We start from the raw sequence: 19,447 nt of genomic DNA, 5'->3' as shown, positions 1-19,447 counted from the left end.
GCGGCCCCGGCGGGCGACGGCATCAGCCCTTCTTCTTGTTGAAGGGGTTGTCGTGGTGCACGAAGAGGTCGGGCCGCTCGGGCGTGTACTGCTCGGTGATGATGTCGCCGCCGCGGCAGTAGTCCACCGTCTCGCGGAAACGCGTGATCATCCCGTCGTGCAGTTCGAACAGCAGCACGTACCAGATCTCCACGTCATGGCCCGGGCCCTTGCCGCCGGGCGCGAAGACCTGGCCGCGGCCCACGGCGGGCACGAGGAAGGAGTTGGGGTCGTCGGCCGTCTCGTAGATGGTGGCTTCGTAGAAGCCCCAGATCGGGAAGGTGTCGGGCGTGCCCATGCACCACTCGCGCCCGTTCACGTCCAGGTAGGCGCCGTCGCGCACCCACAGCTCGACCTTCGAGTCCGGCGCGAACATGACGGCGCGCTTGGGGCCGCGGTCGGGGCCGCGCAGTTCCAGAAAAGCCTCGACCGTCTTGCGGTTCTTGGCGCGGAGAGCGGAGTTGTCCATGTTTCTATCCTTGGGTTGAAGACATTGGTGGTCCGGCAGGAGCGCGCCACGGCGGGCGCCCCTGGCGTTGGGTTCAGACGCCCGGCAGGGCGCCAGCCTGGTCGCCCGGCCCGCGGCGGCGCTGCAGCGCCTGGAGAGCCAGCACGATGAAGGGAATCAGGATCAGCAGGGAGGACAGCGCGGCGATGGCCGGGTCCACCTGGTTGCGGATGTTCTCGTACATCTTCAGCGGCACGGTCATCATGCGGGTGCCGGCGATGAAGCTGGTCAGCACCACCTCGTCGAAGGAATGCAGGAAGGACATCAGCAGCGCCGACAGCAGCGAGGCCGCCACCAGCGGCATGACCACGCGGCCGAAGGTGCGCCAGCGGCTGGCGCCCAGGCTCTGGGCCGCCATCTCCAGCCGCTCGTCGAAGCTGGAGAAGGCCGCCACCATCAGCACGACCACGAGCGGGATGCTCACGCAGGTGTGCATGATCACCACCCCGGCCATGGTGCCGAACAGGCCCATGTCGGACAGCACGGCGAAGGCGCCGAGCGCGGTGACCACGCTGGGCACCACCATCGGCGCCAGCGCCATGCCGTACATCACGCGGCCCGAGCGCGTACCGGGCAGCCGGGCGATGGCGTAGGCCACCGCGGTGCCCAGCACCATGGTCAGCACCGTGCTGGCCACGGCCACCTTCAGGCTGAGCCAGCCGGCCTCGGCCCACAGCTCGTCGGAAAGCAGGAACTCGTACCAGCGCAGCGACCACTCCTGCGGCGGGAAGGCCAGGCTTTCCTGCCCGTTGAAGGAGGCGATGACCACGATCACGCTGGGCAGCACCAGGTACAGGCAGATCAGCACGCCATAGGCGTTCAGCAGCCAGGCCGGCTTGAAGCGCCCGCCGCCGCCCGCGCGCCCGCTGCCGCGCGCCCAGCCGCGGCCGCTGAGCGCGACGGCCAGCCGCCCCAGGCCCAGCATGCGCGTGAAAAAGCGCACCAGCGGCCGAGGCTCCGGACTTGGCTCGCGCCGGCGCAGCAGCGCGAACACCAGCACGGTGCCGGCCAGCAGCACGAAGGCGATGGCGGCCGACAGCCCATAGGTGGTGGACGTCTCGACATTGTTGGCGATCAGGTTGCCCAGCATCAGGTCGCGCGAACTGCCCAGCATCGCGGGCGTGATGTAGAAGCCCAGCGACAGGATGAACACCAGCGTGCACCCGCTGCGGATGCCCGGGAAGGTCTGCGGCAGGTAGACGGTGAAGAAGCTGCGCAGCACGCCGCCGCCCAGCGCCTGCGTGGCTCTCCACTGCATCGGGTCGATGCCGCGCATGGAGGCGAAGATCGGCAGCGCCATCAGCGGCAGCATGATGTGGACCATGCCCACCGTCATGCCCGCGCGGTTGTAGAGCAGTTCCAGCGGATCCTCGATCAGGCCCAGCCAGAGCAGCGCCGAGTTGATCGCGCCTTCGTCGCCCAGCAGCACCACCCAGGCGTAGCTGCGCACCAGAAAGCTGGTCAGGAAGGGAATGACCACGCAGAGCACGGCCACTTTCTTCGCCATGCCCTGCGCGTGGTTGAGGAATGCCGCCATCGGGTAGGCCAGCAGCAGCGTGATCAGCGTGATGCTCCCCGCGATGGAGAACGTGCGCACCGTGATCGCCCGGTTGACCGGGCTGAACACGGTGGCGTAGTCCGCCCACGACATCTCCGGGAAGCTCACGCTCAGGCCGGCGATCCGCAGCAGCGGATAGAAGAAGAACACCAGCAGCAGCAGCAGGGCAGGCAGGCCCAGAACCCAGGCCACGGTCTGTCTAGACGGGTTGCTCATGGCTGTCGCAGGGAGAGTCGTGGAAGGGGAGCGCGAACCGCGTTACTTCGTGATCCACTCGTTCCAGCGCTGCGAGATGCGGTCGGCATTGGTCTTGCCGTCCGCGCCCACCTCGGCGTACCACTCCTGGTTCATCACGTAGGCGTTCTTGCTGTTATCGGGGTAGGTCACCAGCTTCTCGGCCAGTTCCTTCGGAATCAGCTTGAAGGCGTCCGGGTTCGACGGGGCGTAGCCGGTGAGCTTGGCGAACTCGGCCTGGCGGTCGGGGCGCATGGCGAAGCTGATGAACTCGTGCGCTTCCTTGACGTTCTTCGAGCCCTTCGGGATGGTCCAGTAGATGCTGATCTGCTTGGCCTGGTTCCAGACGATGCGCATCGGCTTGTTGGCCTGGGTCAGTGCGATGAAGCGGCCGTCGAAGCCCATGCCCATGGCGACGCCGCCGCTCTGGAACAGCTGCATCTGCTCGCTGCCCACCTTCCACCACTTGCGGATCGAAGGCTTGATCTTGTCCAGGCTGCGGAAGGCGCGGTCCACGTCGAGCGGGTAGAGCTTGTCCATCGGCACGCCGTCGGCCAGCAAGGCTTCCTCCAGCGGACCCTGCACGCCCAGTTCGGCGTTCTGCAGGGTGCGCGAGCCGGGGAATTTCTTCACGTCCCAGAACTCGGCCCAGTTGCTGGGCGCGGGCTTGCCGGCCGGGAACTTGGCCTCGTCCAGGCCCAGCACGAAGGCGTAGTTGAAGTACTGCACGCCCCAGGGCCTCTTGGCTTCCGCGGGCAGCTTGGCCATCAGGGCCTTGTCCAGCTTGCCGTAGTCGATCTTTTCCAGCACGTCCTCGCGGAACAGCGGAATGGCACCCGCCCCGGTGTTGCCGGCCAGGTCGAAGTCGATGTTGCCGCTCTGCTTTTGCAGCATGTACTTGGCCGCGCTGACCTGGTCGCGGATCACACGGACCTTGATGCCGCTTTCCTTCTCGAAGGGCTCGACGAAGGCCTTGGCCACGCCCTCGCCCAGCACGCCGCCGCCGGCGATGATGGTCAGTTGGCGTGTCTGCGCCGCCGCACCGGCCGCCAGGCCCAGACTCACTGCCAGCGCGAGCGCACCGCGATTCGCAAACATCCTGATCATCGTCATCTCCTAGTGGACAGAGGTAGGGGTATCGGCGCCGAAGACACAGGCGTCCTCGGCATGGAAGGAAATCTCGGCCGCGTCGCCCGTGCGCAGCACGGCGCTGTTGCGCGTGCGCACCGACTTGGCCACGAAGCTGTGATCGCCCACGGCGATGCGGTAGATGAGAGCGTCGCCAACGAAGGAGACCTGCGTCACGCGGCCCGGCACGCCGACGCCAGCGCCGCCGGCATGCACCTGCAGCGCCTCCGGCCGGACCATGACCTGCACGGTTTCGCCCCCGCGCCAGGTCTGCTCGCTGCAGGCTTCGAAGACAGTGCCGCCCGCGGCGGCGATGCGCAGCCGGTCGCCGTTCTGCTGCCCGACGCGGCCCTCGATGAAGTTCGCCTCGCCGATGAAATTGGCCACGTGCACGTTGGCCGGGCGCTCGTAGATGTCCATCGGCGCGCCGACCTGCGCGATGCGGCCGTGGCGCAACACGACGATGCGGTCGGACATGGTGAGCGCCTCTTCCTGGTCGTGCGTGACGTAGATGATGGTCTTGCCCAGCTCCTGGTGCAGGTCCTTGATCTCGACCTGCATCTCCTGGCGCAGCTTGCGGTCCAGCGCGCTGAGCGACTCGTCCATGAGGATCACGGGCGGATCGAACACGGTGGCGCGGGCCAGCGCCACGCGCTGCTGCTGGCCGCCGCTGAGCTGCGACGGGAAGCGGTCCTCGAAGCCCCCCATGCGCACGCGCGCCAGCGCCTTGGTGATCAGCTCCCGGGCCTGCGCGTCGGGCACGCCGCGCGCTTTCAGAGGAAAGGCCACGTTGTCGCGCACCGTCATGTGGGGAAACAGGGCGTAACTCTGGAACACCACGCCCTGGTTGCGCCGGTTGGCGGGGATCTGGTCGGTGCGCTTGCCATCAACCAGGATCTCGCCCGACGTGGGGCTGGTGAAGCCCGCCAGCATCATCAGCAGCGTGGTCTTGCCCGAGCCGCTGGCCCCCAGCAGAGAGATGAACTCACCCGCCTGGATCTGGAGGTTGATGTCGGTCACGACGGTGTTGCTGCCGTACTTCTTCGTGATGCCGCGAAACTCCACCGCCCCCGCACGCGCTGAAGGCACTGGCTCGCGTGGCGCCGACTGTGGGTGAACGTGGCTCATGCGCTTCCTTGGTGTCTGTGACAACAACTGTAGGGTGCCGCGCCCGTTGCCCGGGCGCGATTTGCCTATCAGCTGATAACCACGGGCGGCCCGAGACTTTCAGCCGCCGGCGCGCGCGTGCGGCGTGTATTCCACGTCGGCCGGCGCCTGGGGTCGCGGGTGCGGTCGAGCGCCAAGGGAATTCTCCTGATTTGATAGCTGCCGGCGCTTGCTGGACAAGCGCTGGAGGCACTTTTTTCTTATAAATCAATCAGGCTGCCGCGCGCGTCCAGGTGCGCGCCGTTGTGGGTGGAGAGCTGCACCGTCTCCACCGATCAACGCGCCAATCCGCGCGTGCTTGTCAATCCATAAGGCCGGGCGGGTGGCGTGCGATGTCCAGAAAGCGCGACGCGATGCGGCCGGGCCCCTCGCTGGGATAAATGGCATGGATGACCATGGGGGGCACCTGCAGCGGGCACAGATGCAGCAGCTTGGAGATCGGCATGTGCCGTGGGACGAAGGTGCAGCCCATGCCGCAGGCGACCAGCGTGAGCATCGACGAGCGGGTGAGCATCAGGGCCACGATCCGGGGCTCGACGCTGGCTTTGCGAAATGCTTCGTCGATCAGGTCGTGCCCCTGGGGCGAGGCTATCGGGTCAGCCATGACCAGGTCTTCGTCCGCGAGGTCTGCGCAGCGCAGAGCCTCGTGCCGAGCCAGGCGATGGCCCGGCGGCATGGCCACCTGCCACGGAGCCTCCCAGACGGCCGTGGACGATACCTGGGGCTCGTCCGGGGCGATCGGCGCCAGGACGAGGTCGATGTGATGCTGCCTGAGCGCCTCCACCAGCGTGGGAGTACGCCCTTCGAGCAGCTGCACCTCGATGGTGGGCCAGGCTTGCGCAAAGGCTCGCAGCAGGGCCGACAGGCGCATCGTCGTGGCATCCTCCGTGATCCCCAGGCGCAGCACGCCGGACAGGCCGCTGGCCATGGCCGCGGCCTCTTCCATGGCCGCGTCGTGCGCCTTCAGGATGCGGTCCACCGTGGGGACATACTCCCGCGCGGCAGCGGTGAGCCCGAGCAGCGTGGCGCCTTTGTGCTCCACCAGCTTCACGCCCAGTTCGCGCTCTATCGCTCCGATGTGGCTGGCCAGCTGGGGCCAATGCTCATTGGCCCGGCCCTGGGCGAACAGCTCGGACAACTGCACGAGGTACTTGAGGCGATGCAGGTTCATGGGAGCGGAGGGCTGGAGGTTTTCAGGGCCGTGATCCGTTCGGCGAAGGCGCGCACGTACTGCGTCGCCGCCTGGCTGGGATTGCGCCCCGTGGTCACGCCGAGCCTCAACGCAGGCGCCGCGAACGGAATCATCCGGCCCTCCGGCAGGCGCAGGGTCGACAAGGACTCCGGCAGAAAGGTGATGCCCTGGCCCGCGCCCATGAGCGTGAGCATGGTCGAGCGGCGGGCGACGCGTATCACGCGGTGCGGCTGCACGCCGCTGGCGGCGAAAGCATCCTCGACGAGCTGGTGTCCGGCGGGCACCTGCTCGGGACTCGCGAGGATCAGGGTCTCGCCCCGCAGGTCGGCGGGCGCCAGCGAATCGCATGCGCAAAGCCGATGGCTGCCGGGCAGCACGGCCAGCCACCCCTCGGCGCCCAGTTCGATCATCTCCGGGCTCTCGATGCCCGGCAGCAGGGGCAGGAAACCGACGTCAAGCCCGCCGTCGCCGATCAGCGCGATCAGCTCGCGCAGCGGCAACTCCGCGTAGCGCCTGCGGGGGGAGATGTCGAGCCGGATGTTGATCACGCGCCTGAGGAGGTTGCCGGTGGCCATGCCTTCGCAGATGCCCACCTTCAGGACGGTCCCGTGGCCACGGCCGATGTCCGCCGCGGCGCTGCCTGCCAGTTGGAGCTGCATCACCGTTTGCCTGGCGGCCTGCAGGTAGCGCTCGCCCGCGGGCGTCAAGCCCGCGATCCGATGCTGATGCCTGTACAGCAGAGGAAACCCCAATTCGTTTTCGAGCGCCTGCAACTGAAGCGTGATGGCCGGCTGGCTCACGCCCAGCCGGCGCGCGGACTGCCGGAGATTGAGCTCTTCCGCGACGACGATGAACACTTCGAGACGGCGCAGTTCCATGGGCGGATGATCTGGAGACCAGCGGGTAACCGTGCGCTGGTTCCCCATGTCGTTGGGGGGAGAAGATCGCGCCGGGCCAGAGTGCAACGGGCGCGGCGCGAGGTCATTGTCACCGGGTGTCCGGGATCGGGCAACCCGCCGCCGTCGGCGGGAACCGTCGCCAGATGACGCGGCAGCAGCCCAGCCGCTCGACGTGGCCGCGCGCGGCGGAGCCGGCGCACAGGCGCGGAGCGTGCTCGGGCACGACGGCAGGCGCCGATGACGGGTTCAGCCGCCGCCGAGACCTTTGAGCTTCTCGAAGGCCGAGGCCATGGCCGTGGAGGCCGGCTGCGCGGCGGCGTGGCGCGCGCCGCGCGGCGCGTGCTCGAAGCGGTTCTCGCGCGGGCCATCGCGGCGTGGCGCCTGGGCGTCGAGCTTCATCGTCAGGCTGATGCGCTTACGGGGCACGTCCACCTCCAGCACCTTCACCCTGACGATCTGGCCGGCCTTCACCACCTCGCGCGCATCGCTCACGAAGCGGTTGGCGAGCTGGCTGACGTGCACCAGGCCGTCCTGGTGCACGCCCAGGTCCACGAAGGCGCCGAACTGCGCCACGTTGCTGACGGTGCCCTCCAGCACCATGCCCTCGCGCAGGTCGGCGATGTCTTCCACGCCGTCGTTGAAGCGCGCCACCTTGAAGTCGGGGCGCGGGTCGCGGCCGGGCTTCTCCAGCTCGGCCAGGATGTCCTTGACGGTGACGGCGCCGAAGGCGGGCGTGGCGAACTGCCCGGGCTTCAAACCCTTGAGCAGCTCGGCGCGGCCCATGAGCTGGTCGATGGGCTTGCCGGTGCTGACGATGATCTGCTCCACCACCGGGTAGGTCTCGGGGTGCACGCCGGTCATGTCCAGCGGGTTGTCGCCGCCGCGGATGCGCAGGAAGCCCGCGCTCTGCTCGAAGGTCTTGGGGCCCAGGCCGCTCACGTCGAGCAACTGCTGGCGGCTTCTGAACGCGCCGTGCTGCTCGCGCCAGCGCACCACGGCCTTGGCGACCGTGCCCGACAGGCCCGACACGCGCGCCAGCAGCGGCGCGCTGGCGGTGTTCAGGTCCACGCCGACACCGTTCACGCAGTCCTCCACCACGGCGTCGAGCTGGCGCGCCAGCTCGCTCTGGTTCACGTCGTGCTGGTACTGGCCGACGCCGATGCTCTTGGGGTCGATCTTCACCAGCTCGGCCAGCGGGTCTTGCAGGCGGCGCGCGATGCTGGCGGCGCCGCGCAGGCTCACGTCCACGTCGGGCAGCTCCTGGCTGGCGTATTCGCTGGCCGAATAGACGGAGGCGCCGGCTTCGCTGATGACTACCTTTTCGATAGCTGCTGGCGCTTGTCCAGCAAGCGCTGGAGCCTGTTTTTGCATAAATTTCATGAGGTCGCCGGCCAGCCGGTCGGTCTCGCGGCTGGCGGTGCCGTTGCCGATGGCGATGAGCTGCACGCCGTGTTTGCCGACCAGCTTCGCCAGCGTGTGCAGCGCGCCGTCCCAGTCCTTGCGCGGTTCGTGCGGATAGACGGTGGCTGTCTCCACCAGCTTGCCCGTGGCGTCGCACACGGCCACCTTCACGCCGGTGCGGATGCCCGGGTCCAGCCCCATCACCACCTTCTGGCCGGCGGGTGCGGCCAGCAGCAGGTCGCGCAGGTTGTCGCCGAAGACCTTGATGGCGACCTGCTCGGCAGCCTCGCGCAGGCGGGCGAACAGGTCGCGCTCGGTGCTCAGGGAGAGCTTCACGCGCCAGGTCCAGGCCACGCACTTGCGCAGCAGGTCGTCGGCCGCGCGGCCCTGGTGCGACCAGCCCAGATGCAGTGCGATGCGGCCCTCCGCGATGCTGGGCCTGCCCGGCTCCGGTGCCTCGGGCAGCTCCAGCTTGGCATCCAGGATTTCCAGCTGCCGGCCCCGGAACACCGCCAGCGCGCGGTGGCTGGGCACGCGGCCGATGGGCTCGTCGTAGTCGAAGTAGTCGCGGAACTTGGCGACCTCGGGGTCGTTCTCGTTCTTGCCGGCGGCCAGCCTGGCTTTCAGCAGGCCCTCGGCCCACAGCCATTCGCGCAGCGATTGCACCAGCGCGGCGTCTTCGGCCCAGCGCTCGCTCAGGATGTCGCGCACGCCGTCGAGCACGGCGGGCACGGTGGTGAAGTCTTCTCCGCCCTCGCCTTTCTCGGCCTTCACGAAGGGCCTGGCGGCTTCGCTCGGGTCGAGCGCGGGGTCGGCCCACAACTGGTCGGCCAGCGGCTCGATGCCGAACTCGCGCGCGATCTGGCCCTTGGTGCGGCGCTTGGGCTTGTAGGGCAGGTACAGATCTTCCAGATCCTGCTTGGTCGGCGCGGCCTCGATGGCGGCGCGCAGCGCGGGCGTGAGCTTGCCCTGCTCGTCGATGCTTTTCAGCACCGCGGCGCGGCGCTCGCGCAGCTCGCGCAGGTAGGCCAGGCGCGCCTCCAGCTCGCGCATCTGCACGTCGTCCAGGCCGTCGGTGGCCTCCTTGCGGTAGCGGGCGATGAAGGGCACGGTGGCGCCGCCGTCGAGCAGGTCGATGGCGGCCTGCACCTGGGGCTCGCGCACTTTCAGCTCGGCGGCGATCTGCGAAGAAATGGAAGGCATGGGCTCATGGGGCGCCACGCCGCCACGGGCGCGCGCCGTTTCAAAAAGCGGGCGAGTTTGCCATAGGGGGCGCAGGCAGCTAAGCCGCGCGCTCCGAATCGTGCCCCGCCGTCAGCCGCGCCATCGGCACCAGCAGGCGCACGCGCGTGCCGCGCCCGTGCACGGCGTCGATGACCAGCCGGCCTCCCAGCTGGCGCGCGCGCCGCTCCATGCCCGGCAGCCCCTTGCCAAGCCGGGGGTAGCCGGTGGGCGAAGTCTCGACGCCGATCGTCAGCAGGTCGGGCGACATGCCCACGCCGTTGTCCACGATCTCCAGCAGCAGGCTGCGCCGCGCCCTGACGTGGCAGCAGGTCACGGCCACCTCGCTGGCGCCGGAGTGGCGCACGGCGTTGGCCAGCGTCTCCTGCGCGATGCGAAGGATCTGCCGCGCCGCGTCGCCGCGCACGCTGTCGATCACTTCCTCGTCGGCCACCTTCCAATGCAACGTGATGCCCGCCGCCTCCAGCAGCGGCTGCATGCGGTAGCGCAGGCTGGCCAGGTGGCTGAGGGCGGAGGCGTCGCTGTCGGCGCCATCGACCAGCAGCTTCAGCTCCACCAGGCAGTGCTGCAAAGACGCGGCGGTGGCGCGCTGCTGCGGCGTACCCATGTCCAGCGCCGAGATGATGCTGGCCAACTGTGAGCCGACGCCGTCGTGCAGATCCTGCGCCAGGCGCTCGCGCTCCAGCCCGGCCGGCATCTGCGTGTCCAGCTGCGCGCCGACCCGCCGCGTCAGCGCCAGCCACAGCACGAACATGCCGACGACGTAGAAGTAGTGCGACACCGAGATGCGCAGCGGCCCATCGCCTGCCGCGCGCATGTCGGCCAGCATCACGCCGAGGCCGAAGATGGCCATCAGCAGCACCATCCAGCCCCGGGCGCCGCTGCGTGCCCACGTGGCCTGCGCCACCATCAGCACCAGCAGCGTGGAGCCCAGCGCGTTCAGCCCGAACCAGGCCGCGTGCCAGCCGCCCGGCAGTGGCGCCAGCGCCAGCCCCAGGCCCAGCACGAGCTGCGCCAGGGCCAGCCGCAGAGCGTGGTGCCGCAGGGCCCAGTCCTCCAGCGCGCACAGCAGGAACACGCTCACGCCCAGGATCAGTCCCTGGTAAGCCACGCGCGTGGCCGGCCGCTCGTGCCCCGCCAGCCAGCCATGCGCCGCCGCGTGGTCCACGCACACCAGGGCCAGCCAGGGAATGATGGTCAGGGCATATCGCAGATCCGTTGCGTAGCCCCGGCGCAGCCAGCCCGCCAGCGCGTAGACGATCAGTGCCAGGGCAATCGCGCCGACGATCCAGGTGTGCGCCAGCGAGTCCATGCGTCGGGCCGTTTGCGGCGATGGCGGATCAATACAGCAGCCCTCGCATCATGGCGAGGTTGACCGCTTGCGCGCGCGTGCGCACCTGCAGCTTGCGGTAGGTGTTCTTGATGTGGGTGTTGACGGTTTGCGCGCTGATCGTCAGGCGCTTGCCGATCTCGCCGCTGGTGTAGCCCGAGGCCACCAGGCGCAGGATTTCGCGCTCGCGCTCCGACAGCTTCTCACCGCCCGCGCCCGCGCCCGCGCCCGCGCCGGCACGGGCATGCTGCACGCCCCCGCGCGGCCCCGGGGCCTGCCCATCCAGGCGGCGCAGCAGGCGCCGAGCCAGGTTGGGCGTGATCGACGCGCCACCGTTGACCACCTGCAGCACCGCCTGCGGAAAATTGCCGAACCACGAGTTCTTGATCAGGTAGCCGGTGGCGCCCAGCTCGAAGGCGTGGATGGCGTGGTCCTCGTCCTCCATGGCCGACACCACCACGGCCTCGGCCACCGGGCGAATGGATTTCATGTACTCGATCAGCTGAAAGCCGGTGCCGTCGCCAAGATTCAGGTCCACCAGCATCACGTCGAACTCGTGCAGCGCGATCAGGCGCCGCCCCTCGCGCACCGAAACGGCCTGCCCCACCAGGTGGATGCGCGCATCGCCCAGCAGTTCCTGCGCCATCACGCGGCGCATGTGCGGATCGTCGTCCACCAGCAGCACGCGCACCGGCTGCTCGGGCTGGCCTACGAGGAACTGAGGCCACGTCGATGTGAAAGGCGCTGGCGCCGCATCCGCGCCGCTTGCCGCCGCCAAGCCCGTCCAACCCATTGTTGTTGTGTTCATGCCCATCTCCCTGGCGCTAGCGAATCGAAACACCTGTAAGTACTCCTGGGCCTTGCGCGCCTCGAAGCCTTGGAGAGCCCCCATTCTGCGGCCAGTTCTCTCTCAGAAATTGTGAACTTTGCACAAAAACTTCGGCTTTCTGACAACAGTCGAGAGCAATATTTTGGAGTTATTTTAGTATTTTTGCAACATACACATTTAGTTACTAACCCGTTTCAACCAGGCCAGCGCTACGTAAAAGGGAGCATCACAAGCCCACAGTTATTGCCATGACAGAGCTCCATGAGACCGAATATCGAGGTGCGCGTCCGCCATCCGACGTATCCATTTGTAGCGATTGGTGTCGGCATGGACGCGGTTGACACTGCATTCCGACGACACCGCAAGCCGAGCACTGAACAAACAACCGGGAGGCCGGCGGCGGTCGAGTCAAGTCTCCGGTGCCGCGGGAATCCGCCCGAGGCGCCGGCAAGTGCCAGACAACCTTTGGAGGACTTTCATCATGAAATCGCTTGCATTTCTCGCGCTCAGCGCCATCGCCACCGCCGCGATGGCCGCCTCGCCCACCGCGCCCAACCAGCTCGTGATCAGCGGCACGTCCACGCAGACCGCCTCGGTCTCGGGGGGCTACACCAGCAACACGGCCAAGTCGTACGCCTACGCGAACCAGAACATTGCTTCCAACAAGGGTGGTGTCGACATCGCGGGCACGTCCACGCAATCGTCCAGCCTCACCAACTCCCACGTGACCAACGACGCCAAGCACGAAGGCGACGTCGCGGTGCAGAACCTGGCATCGAACGTCGGTAACGTCAGCGTGGGCGAGGACGGCTCGTCGAGCCGGTCTGGCGGTGGCCATGGTCCGAAGGTCAAGGGCACTTCCGAACAGACGGCCAACGTAGTGGGGAGCAACGTGATCAACATCGCCGACGGCGATTCGGGCTGCCGCGGCTTCGATTGCAAGGACGCGGCGCTGGCCTATCAGAACCTGTCCAGCAACATGGGCACCATCTCCATCACGGGAACGAGCAAGCAAACCACCGGCGTCAGCGGCAACTCGACCGTCAAGAATCTCGCGGACGGCCCGCAGACCGTGGCGGTGCAGAACCTGTCGTCGAACTATGGCGACGTGACCATCAGCGGCAGCTCGACCCAGACCACATGGGTGGCCGCCAATGCATTCGTGGGCAACTTCGCCCTGGGCCGCTCCGCGCACGCTTACCAGAATCTGGCGTCGAACGACTCCTGCGATCCGCCGCCGCCCGTCTGCGTCGGCCCGGCTTGCGGGCCCTACGCCTCCAGGTAACGCGGCCTCCGCGCGCGTGGGATGGACGCGAGTCCAGCCCGCAAGAAGTCAAGCCGCGTCGCGCGGCTTGACTATCCGAAAAACCAGCCATGGGAGAAAACGTCATGTCAAGACTTCTGCATCTGCGCATCTGTGGAGCGGCAGCTCTGATGCTGCTGGCGACGGGGGCATATGCGGCACCTGGCGAGGACACCGTGACCATCACCAACAAGGTGAACTACCTCCAGATGCCCACCTCGGTGGCGGCCCGGTCGAGTTCCATTCAGTACCGCCGCGACATGCCGGACGATACGGCCGCGAAGGTTTCCCGCTACACCGCGAAGGCGTTCAGCGGCGACGTGGGCAACATCAAGACCGAGCGCGACGTGGTTCAGTCCGTCAAGACCAATGGTCTGCAAACCACCTGCTACCAGTCGGTCGGCAGCATCGGCGCGCCCAGCAGCGCCAACGGCGGCGGCGCTTCGCTGGCCAGCAACGAGCAGATCGTCGTGCTGCGGGGCGACCTCATCAACATCTGCAATTGAACATTAGGCGTGCCGTCGCTTCGCGCATTGGCACGCCTTTTTCCGCGGTGGCTCGAACCGGACACGGCATGGCGGAACGACGATTGGACTTGGGGAATGTCATGAACCACGCTAAAAAACTCAATGGCATATCCGCCACTGGTTCCTTCTCCAGGACCCGGGCCTGGAGCTTGGCGGCGCTGACGCTGGCCTCTCTGGCGGGGTGCGGCAGCTTCGACCCGCGGCGCGACGTGGAATACCACGCCGAGGCTGCCGTCGCCGACCGGCCGGTGGTGCGGCCCGTGCGATCGATCTCCAATTTCTCCGAGTCGCTGACCTGCATGGACCACATGCTGCGCGCGGCGGAGATACCGACCACGCTCATCACGAGCAAGCAGTTCCCCGACTTCTCGGGCCGCGTGCCGGTTGCCACCAAGGAAATGGTCGTGACCGCGCTGTCTCAGATGTCGCACGTCAGCAATGCGTTCCGGTTCGTGGACTTCGAGGTGGACATCGCCCGCCAGGACACCGTGCAGAACCTGACCACGATCCTGCTCAACAACAACCAGATGCAGTTGCAGCGTCCGGCGCTCTACGTATCGGGCGCGATCGCCTTCGTGGACCAGAACGTGCTGACCGACCGGCTGTCGGCCGGCACCTCGGCCAGCCGCCTGGATACCGGCTACAGCCGCAGCAAGTCAGCCACCGTGGTGGCGCTAGAGGCGCACATGGGAGACTTTCGTACCCGCACCATCATCCCGGGACTGGATTCGGCCAACGAGGTGGTGATCGGCGGCGCCGGGGAAGGGCTCGACCTGGCGGGCAGAATCGGCTCGTACGGCGTGCGCTTCAACGTCGGCCGCGACTACGCGGCGGGCACTGGCGGCGCCTTGCGCACGCTGGTGGACCTGGCCATGATCGAGTTGGTGGGCAAGTGGGCGCGCGTGCCTTACTGGCAGTGCCTGATGCTGGAGCAGACCAACCCCAATTTCCAGCGCCAGATGCACGACTGGTTCAATGCCAGCGAGCCGGGGGGCAGACTTCAGCTGGTGCGCTCCTCGCTGATCGCGCGTGGCTATCTGCCGGCTGGGTCTGACAAGCTGATGCTCGACAGCCCCGCGCTGCGCGGCGCGCTGTCCCGCTTCCAGGCCGATCGCAACCTGGTGGTCTCCGGCGAAATCGATTTCGCCACCTACGATGCGGCGCTGCGCAATTTCGTGGCGCTGAACGCGGACGGCAATCTGACCAGGATCGGCTGGACCGGCAGCGGCGTGCAGCACGTCGCCGTCTCGGATGGCCCGAGCGCGCCGGTGATCGGCCTCACGTCGCCAGCGCCGTGGATGGTCGATCTGCAGATCGAGAACCCGCAACCGGTAGGCGAGCGTCCGGCGTTCACGGAGGGCGAGCAGATCTTCCTGTCGGCACGGGTTTCCCGCGCATCGCACCTGTATTGCTATTTCTCGGATGCCACAGGGTCCGTCATGCGGCTGCTGCCCAACGCCCTGCAACCGAGCTCGCTCGTGTCGGCCGATCAGGCCATCCGGATTCCCGACTGGATGGCTCCCAATCCTGGATTCATACTTGATGCGGGCAAGCCTGGCACGGAAAGTGTGATCTGCGTCGCAACCACCGAGGATGCGTCACCCAGACTGCAAGAGGAAACCCAGGCCCCGGCATTGACGGCGCTCAAAGGCGTGCGCGGCGTGCAGGGTATCCAGGAGCGATTCGCGGCAGCGCTGGGCGCCGACGGCCAGGTCAGCCGCACCATTCAGTGGAGCGTGCAGCCGCGCCGGCCTCAACCGGCGGCCAACGGGGCGGCTGACAAGAAGTAGTAGCCTTTCGCGTACGGCCGACCGGTCGAGGCGCGAACCGACGATCGAGACAGGATCGCCACATGAATTGCCGATATCCAGACTTGAAGGCAGCCACGGCGCCAGCGCGCTGCGGCCTGCGCGGCAGGCCGATGGGCCCGGCAGGGTATTGGGCCGTGGCAGCAGGGGTGGCGCTGGCGATGGCCTTGCCCCAGGCGGCCGACGCGCGTGCACGCCCTGCGCTGGTTGCCCAGTTGGTGGTCGTGCCACAGGCGCAGCCGCGCATAGAGAGCGCCCCCTCCGGCACCGTGACCATCGAATCGGCGCCGGCCGCCCAGGCCGTCATCCAGCCCAGACCGCGCGACGACCAGCCCCGCATCCTGCCGCCGCCCGTCTCCGTCCAGTCGCTGGTGGAGCCGGATGCCACGGCTTCGACGGTGGACAAGGCATTGAAGCAGCTGATGCAGACCGCCGGAGCACCGCGCAACATCGGCGGCACGGCGGCGTCCGCGCAGGCCGCGTGGCAGCTTGGCCTGATCTATCTGCACGGCGCCGGCATGCGCCGGGACGCCGCGCTGGCGCAGCGCTGGTTCGAGCAGGCGGCGCGCTTCAATCGCGAGCCCTGGGCCTTCGCGGGGCTGGCGTGGTGCCACATCGACGGTTGCGTCGGCCCACCGGATGCGGGTGCGGCGGCGCGCGCGATTGCTCAGCTTCGAGCACGCCAGCCAGCCCGGGCGCAGTATCTGGAATGGGTGCTGGCCACGCGCCAGACGCCCTTGCAGGTGGCTTCGCCCGGCCTGGTCGAAAGCCAGACGCTGCAACTCGCGAATCGCCGGCTGTTGGAAAAAGCCTCAGCCATGGGCGACATGCACGCCAACATCGAGCTGGGCATCGATGCCGCCGCCCACGACCGCGTGGAAGAAGCCGAGGTGTACTTCCGCCGCGCCGGGCCCAATTCGCTGGCCGCCCACGCCAATCTTCATGAGTTGGCCAGCCGCAACGCGCGCCCTGGCGCCGAGGCCGGTTCGTCGCCAGCGCCGCAGGATGCGGCCGAAGCGCTGACGCGTGCGCGCAAATACCACCGCGGCGAAGGGGTGCCGGCCAATTTCGCCGAGGCCATCAGGTTCTATCGGCTTGCCGATGCCAAGGGCAGCGTCGAGGCAAAGCGCATGCTGGCGCTGATCAACTCGCGCCCGGCCACCGGGGGCGGCATCAATCCGGGCTGGATGCAGCAGCTCGCCTATGTGGACGCCCGGACCAGCATCCCCACCGTCGGCATCGCCGTCAGCACCGTGCACATGATGCATCGTGAACCTACGCCGCTGTACGACCTCATGCCGCCCTTCTGGCGCCGCCAGCTGACCATGGTCAGTCGCTAGCCAGCCCGCATGAGCAGGGTTGCATGCGGGACTGCCATGTGGTTGATAGCTCCATCTGCTGACGTCCAACCGGCACCAGAGCAAACTGCGCCATGACCCCGATACGGTCTTGGCGCCGAATTCATAAGGAATCAGCCTCCAGGGCTTATCCAGAAAGCGCCGGCAGCTGCTATATAAATAGCAAATCAGGCCGCGCGCAGCGCCTCGCGCAGCTTGGCGCCGATCTCGGGCGTGGCCAGGAACGGGTCGGCCGGGTTCCTGATGGCGACGATGTTCTCCATGCGGCTGGTCACGTTGGCCAGTGCCTTGGGACCTTCGTGGCTGAAGACGTAGAATTGGTCGGCGCTGATGGCCTCGAACACCTTGTGCGCCACCTCGGCGGCGGTGACCTTGCCGCTGGTGACGGCTTTCTCGATCATGGCCTGGCCGATGAGTTGGCTCTTGGTGGGCTTGCCTTCTGCCACCCCTTGAGGGCGGTTGCGGCCACTCTGCGTGATGCCGGTGGGCACGAAGTACGGGCACAGCAGGCTGGCGCCGACCTGGTCGGTGACCAGGCGCAGGTCCTGGTACATGGTCTCGGTCAGGCTCACCACGGCGGCCTTGGCGGCGTTGTAGATGCCCATGTTGGGCGGCGTCAGCAGGCCGGCCATGCTGGCGGTGTTGGTGACGTGGCCGCGGTAAGACGGGTCCTTGGCGGCGGCCTCCAGCATCATGGGCACGAACAGGCGCACGCCGTGGATCACGCCCCACAGGTCCACGCCCAGCACCCATTCCCAGTCGGCGACGGTGTTCTCCCACACCAGGCCACCGTGGCCGACGCCGGCGTTGTTGAAGACGAAGTGCGGCGCGCCGAAGCGCTCCTTGACGGCGGCGGCCAGCGCCTCCATCTGCGCGGCGTCGGATACATCGACCTTGCGCGACATGACCTGCGCGCCGGCGGCCTTCATTTCTGCTTCGACCTTGTCGAGCGCGTCCTGCTGCACATCGACCAGCACCAGGTTCATGCCGCGCGCGGCGCCGATGCGCGCGCATTCGAGGCCGAAGCCGGAGCCGGCGCCGGTGAGCACGGCGGTCTTGCCTTGGAAGTCCTGGATCATGTGAAAGTCCTTTGATGTTGAGAGAGAGTCAGTTATGCCCTGCGGCCTTGGTCAACCCAAGAGGCGAAAGGCCGCGGAGCAGGCCATGCCAGCGGCAGCTGTGGCCGGGGTTCCCCCGGCCAGTGGCTGCGCCCCCTTGAAGGGGGGGTGGCGCAACAGCGCGCAGCGCGTGGAGCCTGGGGGTGGTCCATGTCACGGCATGGCGCGGCGGATGATGGTGTCGAAATCAGTGGTGCTCGGCAAAGTGCCGAACACGTCGTGCGGCTGCCTCAGGCGCGACTCGCAGAAAGCCCCCACCACGGCGGCCGGCGCGGTCTGCGCCAGCAGCGCGGCCTGCACGGCCAGCGCCACGTCGCGCGCCAGGGTGCGGGCGCCGGCCTCGCCGGTGCCGCCGTCCACGCGGGTGGGCAGCGTATCGACCAGGCGGTCGAGCGCGGCGTGCTGGCCGCGCGCGGGGGCCAGCTCCCGCGCCAGCGCGGCGGCCACGTCGCCCTTGCGCAGGGCGCGCAGCAGGTCCAGCGCCATGATGTTGCCGGCGCCTTCCCAGATGCTGTTGACGGGCATCTCGCGGTAGATGCGGGCCAGCACGCCTTCGCCGCCCTCCTCCACGTAGCCGTTGCCGCCCAGACATTCCATCGCCTCCTGCGCCAGCGCGGCGCCGCGCTTGCAGATCCAGAACTTGGCGATGGGCGTGAGCACGCGGGCCAGCAGGCGCTCGTGCTCGTCGGCGGCGCGGTCGAAGGCGCGCGCCAGGCGCAGGGCCAGGGCGGTGGCGGCCTCGCTCTCCAGCGCCAGGTCGGCCAGCACGTTCTTCATCAGTGGCTGCTCGATCAGCAGCTTGCCGAAGGCGCTGCGCTGTGCCGTGTGGTGCAGCGCCTGGCTGACGGCCTGGCGCATCAGGCCGCTGGTGCCCAGGGCGCAGTCCAGCCGCGTCATGGTGCCCATGGCCAGGATCTGCGGCACGCCGCGGCCCTCCTCGCCCACCAGCCAGGCGGTGGTGCCGTCGAACTCGACCTCGGCGCTGGCGTTGGCCTTGTTGCCCAGCTTGTCCTTCAGGCGCTGGATGCGCAGCACGTTGCGCGTGCCGTCGGGCAAGACGCGCGGCAAGAAGAAGCATGAGAGCCCGCCCGCGCTCTGCGCCAGCACCAGGAAGGCGTCGCACATGGGCGCGGAGAAGAACCACTTGTGGCCCGTCAGGCGGTAGCGCCGGCCCCAGCCGTCCTCGCCATCGAGCACCGCTTGCGTGGTGTTGGCGCGCACGTCGGAGCCGCCCTGCTTCTCGGTCATGCCCATGCCCATCGTCACGCCGGGCTTGTCGCGCCACGATTGGACGCCGGGCGCGTAGGCGCGGCTCGTCAGTTTGGGCGCCCAGTCGCGGTGGATGGCCGGGTTGTCGCGCAGCGCGGGCGTGACGGCGTAGGTCATCGAGATGGGGCACAGGATGGCCGGCTCCAGCTCGGTGAACAGCATGAAGGCCGCGCCGCGCTTGACGTGCGCGTGGCCGCTGGCCTGCTCCGCCGCCGCGTAGGGCGTGCCGTGCAGGCCGGCCTGGGTGGCGGCGCCCATCAGCGCGTGGTAGCTGGGGTGGAACTCCACCTCGTCGATGCGGTGGCCGAAGCGGTCGTGCGTGTGCAGCTCGGGCGTGTGCGCGTTGGCCAGGCGCGCGTGCTGCTGCATCTCGGCGCTGCAGGCCAGGCGGCCGAGTTCAGCGAGCGGCGCGGCGTCCAGCCCGGGCGCGTTGAACTTCAGTGCGTCTTGCAGCGCGCGGTTGCCCTCGAACAGGTTGACGCCGGTGAGCGGCTGAACCTGATTGAACACCTCGTGGGTCGCGGGCATGACACACCT

The 19,447-nt window shown here is 68.1% G+C and carries 15 protein-coding genes; 4 read left to right on the top strand and 11 right to left on the bottom strand.

What is annotated here, in order from left to right; translation table 11 throughout:
• Positions 1–22: 22 nt before the first annotated feature.
• The 9 genes from QM772_RS00685 to QM772_RS00645 form a co-directional block, all read right to left on the bottom strand.
• Positions 23–508, bottom strand: a complete 486-nt coding sequence (locus QM772_RS00685) for a PhzA/PhzB family protein (RefSeq protein WP_415133170.1) — start codon at positions 506–508, stop codon at positions 23–25.
• A gap of 73 nt (positions 509–581) precedes the next feature.
• Positions 582–2,321 (bottom strand): ABC transporter permease subunit, encoded by a 1,740-nt coding sequence (locus QM772_RS00680; protein ID WP_415133168.1) that lies wholly within the window; start codon positions 2,319–2,321, stop codon positions 582–584.
• A gap of 42 nt (positions 2,322–2,363) precedes the next feature.
• Positions 2,364–3,446: an ABC transporter substrate-binding protein gene (locus tag QM772_RS00675; protein ID WP_415133166.1), complete on the bottom strand. Its 1,083-nt coding sequence runs from the start codon at positions 3,444–3,446 to the stop codon at positions 2,364–2,366.
• 9 nt (positions 3,447–3,455) lie between these two features.
• Entirely contained in the window at positions 3,456–4,595 is a 1,140-nt protein-coding gene (locus QM772_RS00670) for an ABC transporter ATP-binding protein (protein ID WP_415133164.1), read from the bottom strand.
• A gap of 340 nt (positions 4,596–4,935) precedes the next feature.
• On the bottom strand, positions 4,936–5,805 hold the full coding sequence (locus QM772_RS00665) for a LysR family substrate-binding domain-containing protein (RefSeq protein ID WP_415133162.1): 870 nt from the start codon (positions 5,803–5,805) through the stop codon (positions 4,936–4,938).
• On the bottom strand, positions 5,802–6,704 hold the full coding sequence (locus QM772_RS00660; RefSeq protein WP_415133160.1) for a LysR substrate-binding domain-containing protein: 903 nt from the start codon (positions 6,702–6,704) through the stop codon (positions 5,802–5,804). The genes QM772_RS00665 and QM772_RS00660 overlap by 4 nt, the downstream gene beginning before the upstream one ends.
• A gap of 267 nt (positions 6,705–6,971) precedes the next feature.
• Positions 6,972–9,329 carry a Tex family protein gene (locus QM772_RS00655; protein ID WP_415133158.1) on the bottom strand — a complete coding sequence of 786 codons (2,358 nt, stop codon included), beginning with the start codon at positions 9,327–9,329 and terminating at the stop codon, positions 6,972–6,974.
• A gap of 79 nt (positions 9,330–9,408) precedes the next feature.
• Entirely contained in the window at positions 9,409–10,680 is a 1,272-nt protein-coding gene (locus QM772_RS00650; protein ID WP_415133156.1) for a sensor histidine kinase, read from the bottom strand.
• A 28-nt stretch (positions 10,681–10,708) separates the two neighbouring features.
• Positions 10,709–11,491 carry a LuxR C-terminal-related transcriptional regulator gene (locus QM772_RS00645; protein WP_415139408.1) on the bottom strand — a complete coding sequence of 261 codons (783 nt, stop codon included), beginning with the start codon at positions 11,489–11,491 and terminating at the stop codon, positions 10,709–10,711.
• Positions 11,492–12,008: 517 nt separating this feature from the next.
• Between QM772_RS00645 and QM772_RS00640 the strand changes: the two genes are divergently transcribed.
• The 4 genes from QM772_RS00640 to QM772_RS00625 all read left to right on the top strand — a co-directional run bounded on the left by QM772_RS00640 (position 12,009) and on the right by QM772_RS00625 (position 16,505).
• Complete coding sequence (locus QM772_RS00640) at positions 12,009–12,812, top strand: hypothetical protein (RefSeq protein WP_415133154.1); 804 nt, start codon at positions 12,009–12,011, stop codon at positions 12,810–12,812.
• A gap of 194 nt (positions 12,813–13,006) precedes the next feature.
• Complete coding sequence (locus QM772_RS00635; RefSeq protein ID WP_415133153.1) at positions 13,007–13,336, top strand: hypothetical protein; 330 nt, start codon at positions 13,007–13,009, stop codon at positions 13,334–13,336.
• 101 nt (positions 13,337–13,437) lie between these two features.
• The gene (locus QM772_RS00630; protein ID WP_415133151.1) at positions 13,438–15,147 is read left to right on the top strand and encodes a DUF4384 domain-containing protein; all 1,710 of its coding nucleotides are present in this window, start codon (positions 13,438–13,440) and stop codon (positions 15,145–15,147) included.
• Positions 15,148–15,230: 83 nt separating this feature from the next.
• Positions 15,231–16,505, top strand: coding sequence for a tetratricopeptide repeat protein (locus QM772_RS00625; protein ID WP_415133149.1), 1,275 nt, complete (start codon positions 15,231–15,233; stop codon positions 16,503–16,505).
• Positions 16,506–16,690: 185 nt separating this feature from the next.
• Here the strand turns inward: QM772_RS00625 and QM772_RS00620 are convergent, their stop codons facing one another.
• Together QM772_RS00620 and QM772_RS00615 are read right to left on the bottom strand one after the other, a co-directional pair.
• Positions 16,691–17,602, bottom strand: a complete 912-nt coding sequence (locus tag QM772_RS00620) for an SDR family oxidoreductase (protein WP_415133147.1) — start codon at positions 17,600–17,602, stop codon at positions 16,691–16,693.
• Between the two features lie 192 nt (positions 17,603–17,794).
• Positions 17,795–19,438, bottom strand: a complete 1,644-nt coding sequence (locus tag QM772_RS00615) for an isovaleryl-CoA dehydrogenase (RefSeq protein WP_415133145.1) — start codon at positions 19,436–19,438, stop codon at positions 17,795–17,797.
• Positions 19,439–19,447: the final 9 nt, after the last annotated feature.

The organism is Ottowia sp. (assembly GCF_047601385.1).
Classification (GTDB): Bacteria; Pseudomonadota; Gammaproteobacteria; order Burkholderiales; family Burkholderiaceae_C; genus Ottowia.
This window is presented reverse-complemented; position numbering and strand designations above follow the sequence as displayed.

What these genes read in the sequence shown, in the direction of transcription:
- QM772_RS00685 (WP_415133170.1), bottom strand. Translation starts at nt 508, where the DNA reads ATGGACAACTCCGCTCTCCGCGCCAAGAACCGCAAGACGGTCGAGGCT.
- QM772_RS00680 (WP_415133168.1), bottom strand. Translation starts at nt 2,321, where the DNA reads ATGAGCAACCCGTCTAGACAGACCGTGGCCTGGGTTCTGGGCCTGCCT.
- QM772_RS00675 (WP_415133166.1), bottom strand. Translation starts at nt 3,446, where the DNA reads ATGATCAGGATGTTTGCGAATCGCGGTGCGCTCGCGCTGGCAGTGAGT.
- QM772_RS00670 (WP_415133164.1), bottom strand. Translation starts at nt 4,595, where the DNA reads ATGAGCCACGTTCACCCACAGTCGGCGCCACGCGAGCCAGTGCCTTCA.
- QM772_RS00665 (WP_415133162.1), bottom strand. Translation starts at nt 5,805, where the DNA reads ATGAACCTGCATCGCCTCAAGTACCTCGTGCAGTTGTCCGAGCTGTTC.
- QM772_RS00660 (WP_415133160.1), bottom strand. Translation starts at nt 6,704, where the DNA reads ATGGAACTGCGCCGTCTCGAAGTGTTCATCGTCGTCGCGGAAGAGCTC.
- QM772_RS00655 (WP_415133158.1), bottom strand. Translation starts at nt 9,329, where the DNA reads ATGCCTTCCATTTCTTCGCAGATCGCCGCCGAGCTGAAAGTGCGCGAG.
- QM772_RS00650 (WP_415133156.1), bottom strand. Translation starts at nt 10,680, where the DNA reads ATGGACTCGCTGGCGCACACCTGGATCGTCGGCGCGATTGCCCTGGCA.
- QM772_RS00645 (WP_415139408.1), bottom strand. Translation starts at nt 11,491, where the DNA reads ATGGGTTGGACGGGCTTGGCGGCGGCAAGCGGCGCGGATGCGGCGCCA.
- QM772_RS00640 (WP_415133154.1), top strand. Translation starts at nt 12,009, where the DNA reads ATGAAATCGCTTGCATTTCTCGCGCTCAGCGCCATCGCCACCGCCGCG.
- QM772_RS00630 (WP_415133151.1), top strand. Translation starts at nt 13,438, where the DNA reads ATGAACCACGCTAAAAAACTCAATGGCATATCCGCCACTGGTTCCTTC.
- QM772_RS00620 (WP_415133147.1), bottom strand. Translation starts at nt 17,602, where the DNA reads ATGATCCAGGACTTCCAAGGCAAGACCGCCGTGCTCACCGGCGCCGGC.
- QM772_RS00615 (WP_415133145.1), bottom strand. Translation starts at nt 19,438, where the DNA reads ATGCCCGCGACCCACGAGGTGTTCAATCAGGTTCAGCCGCTCACCGGC.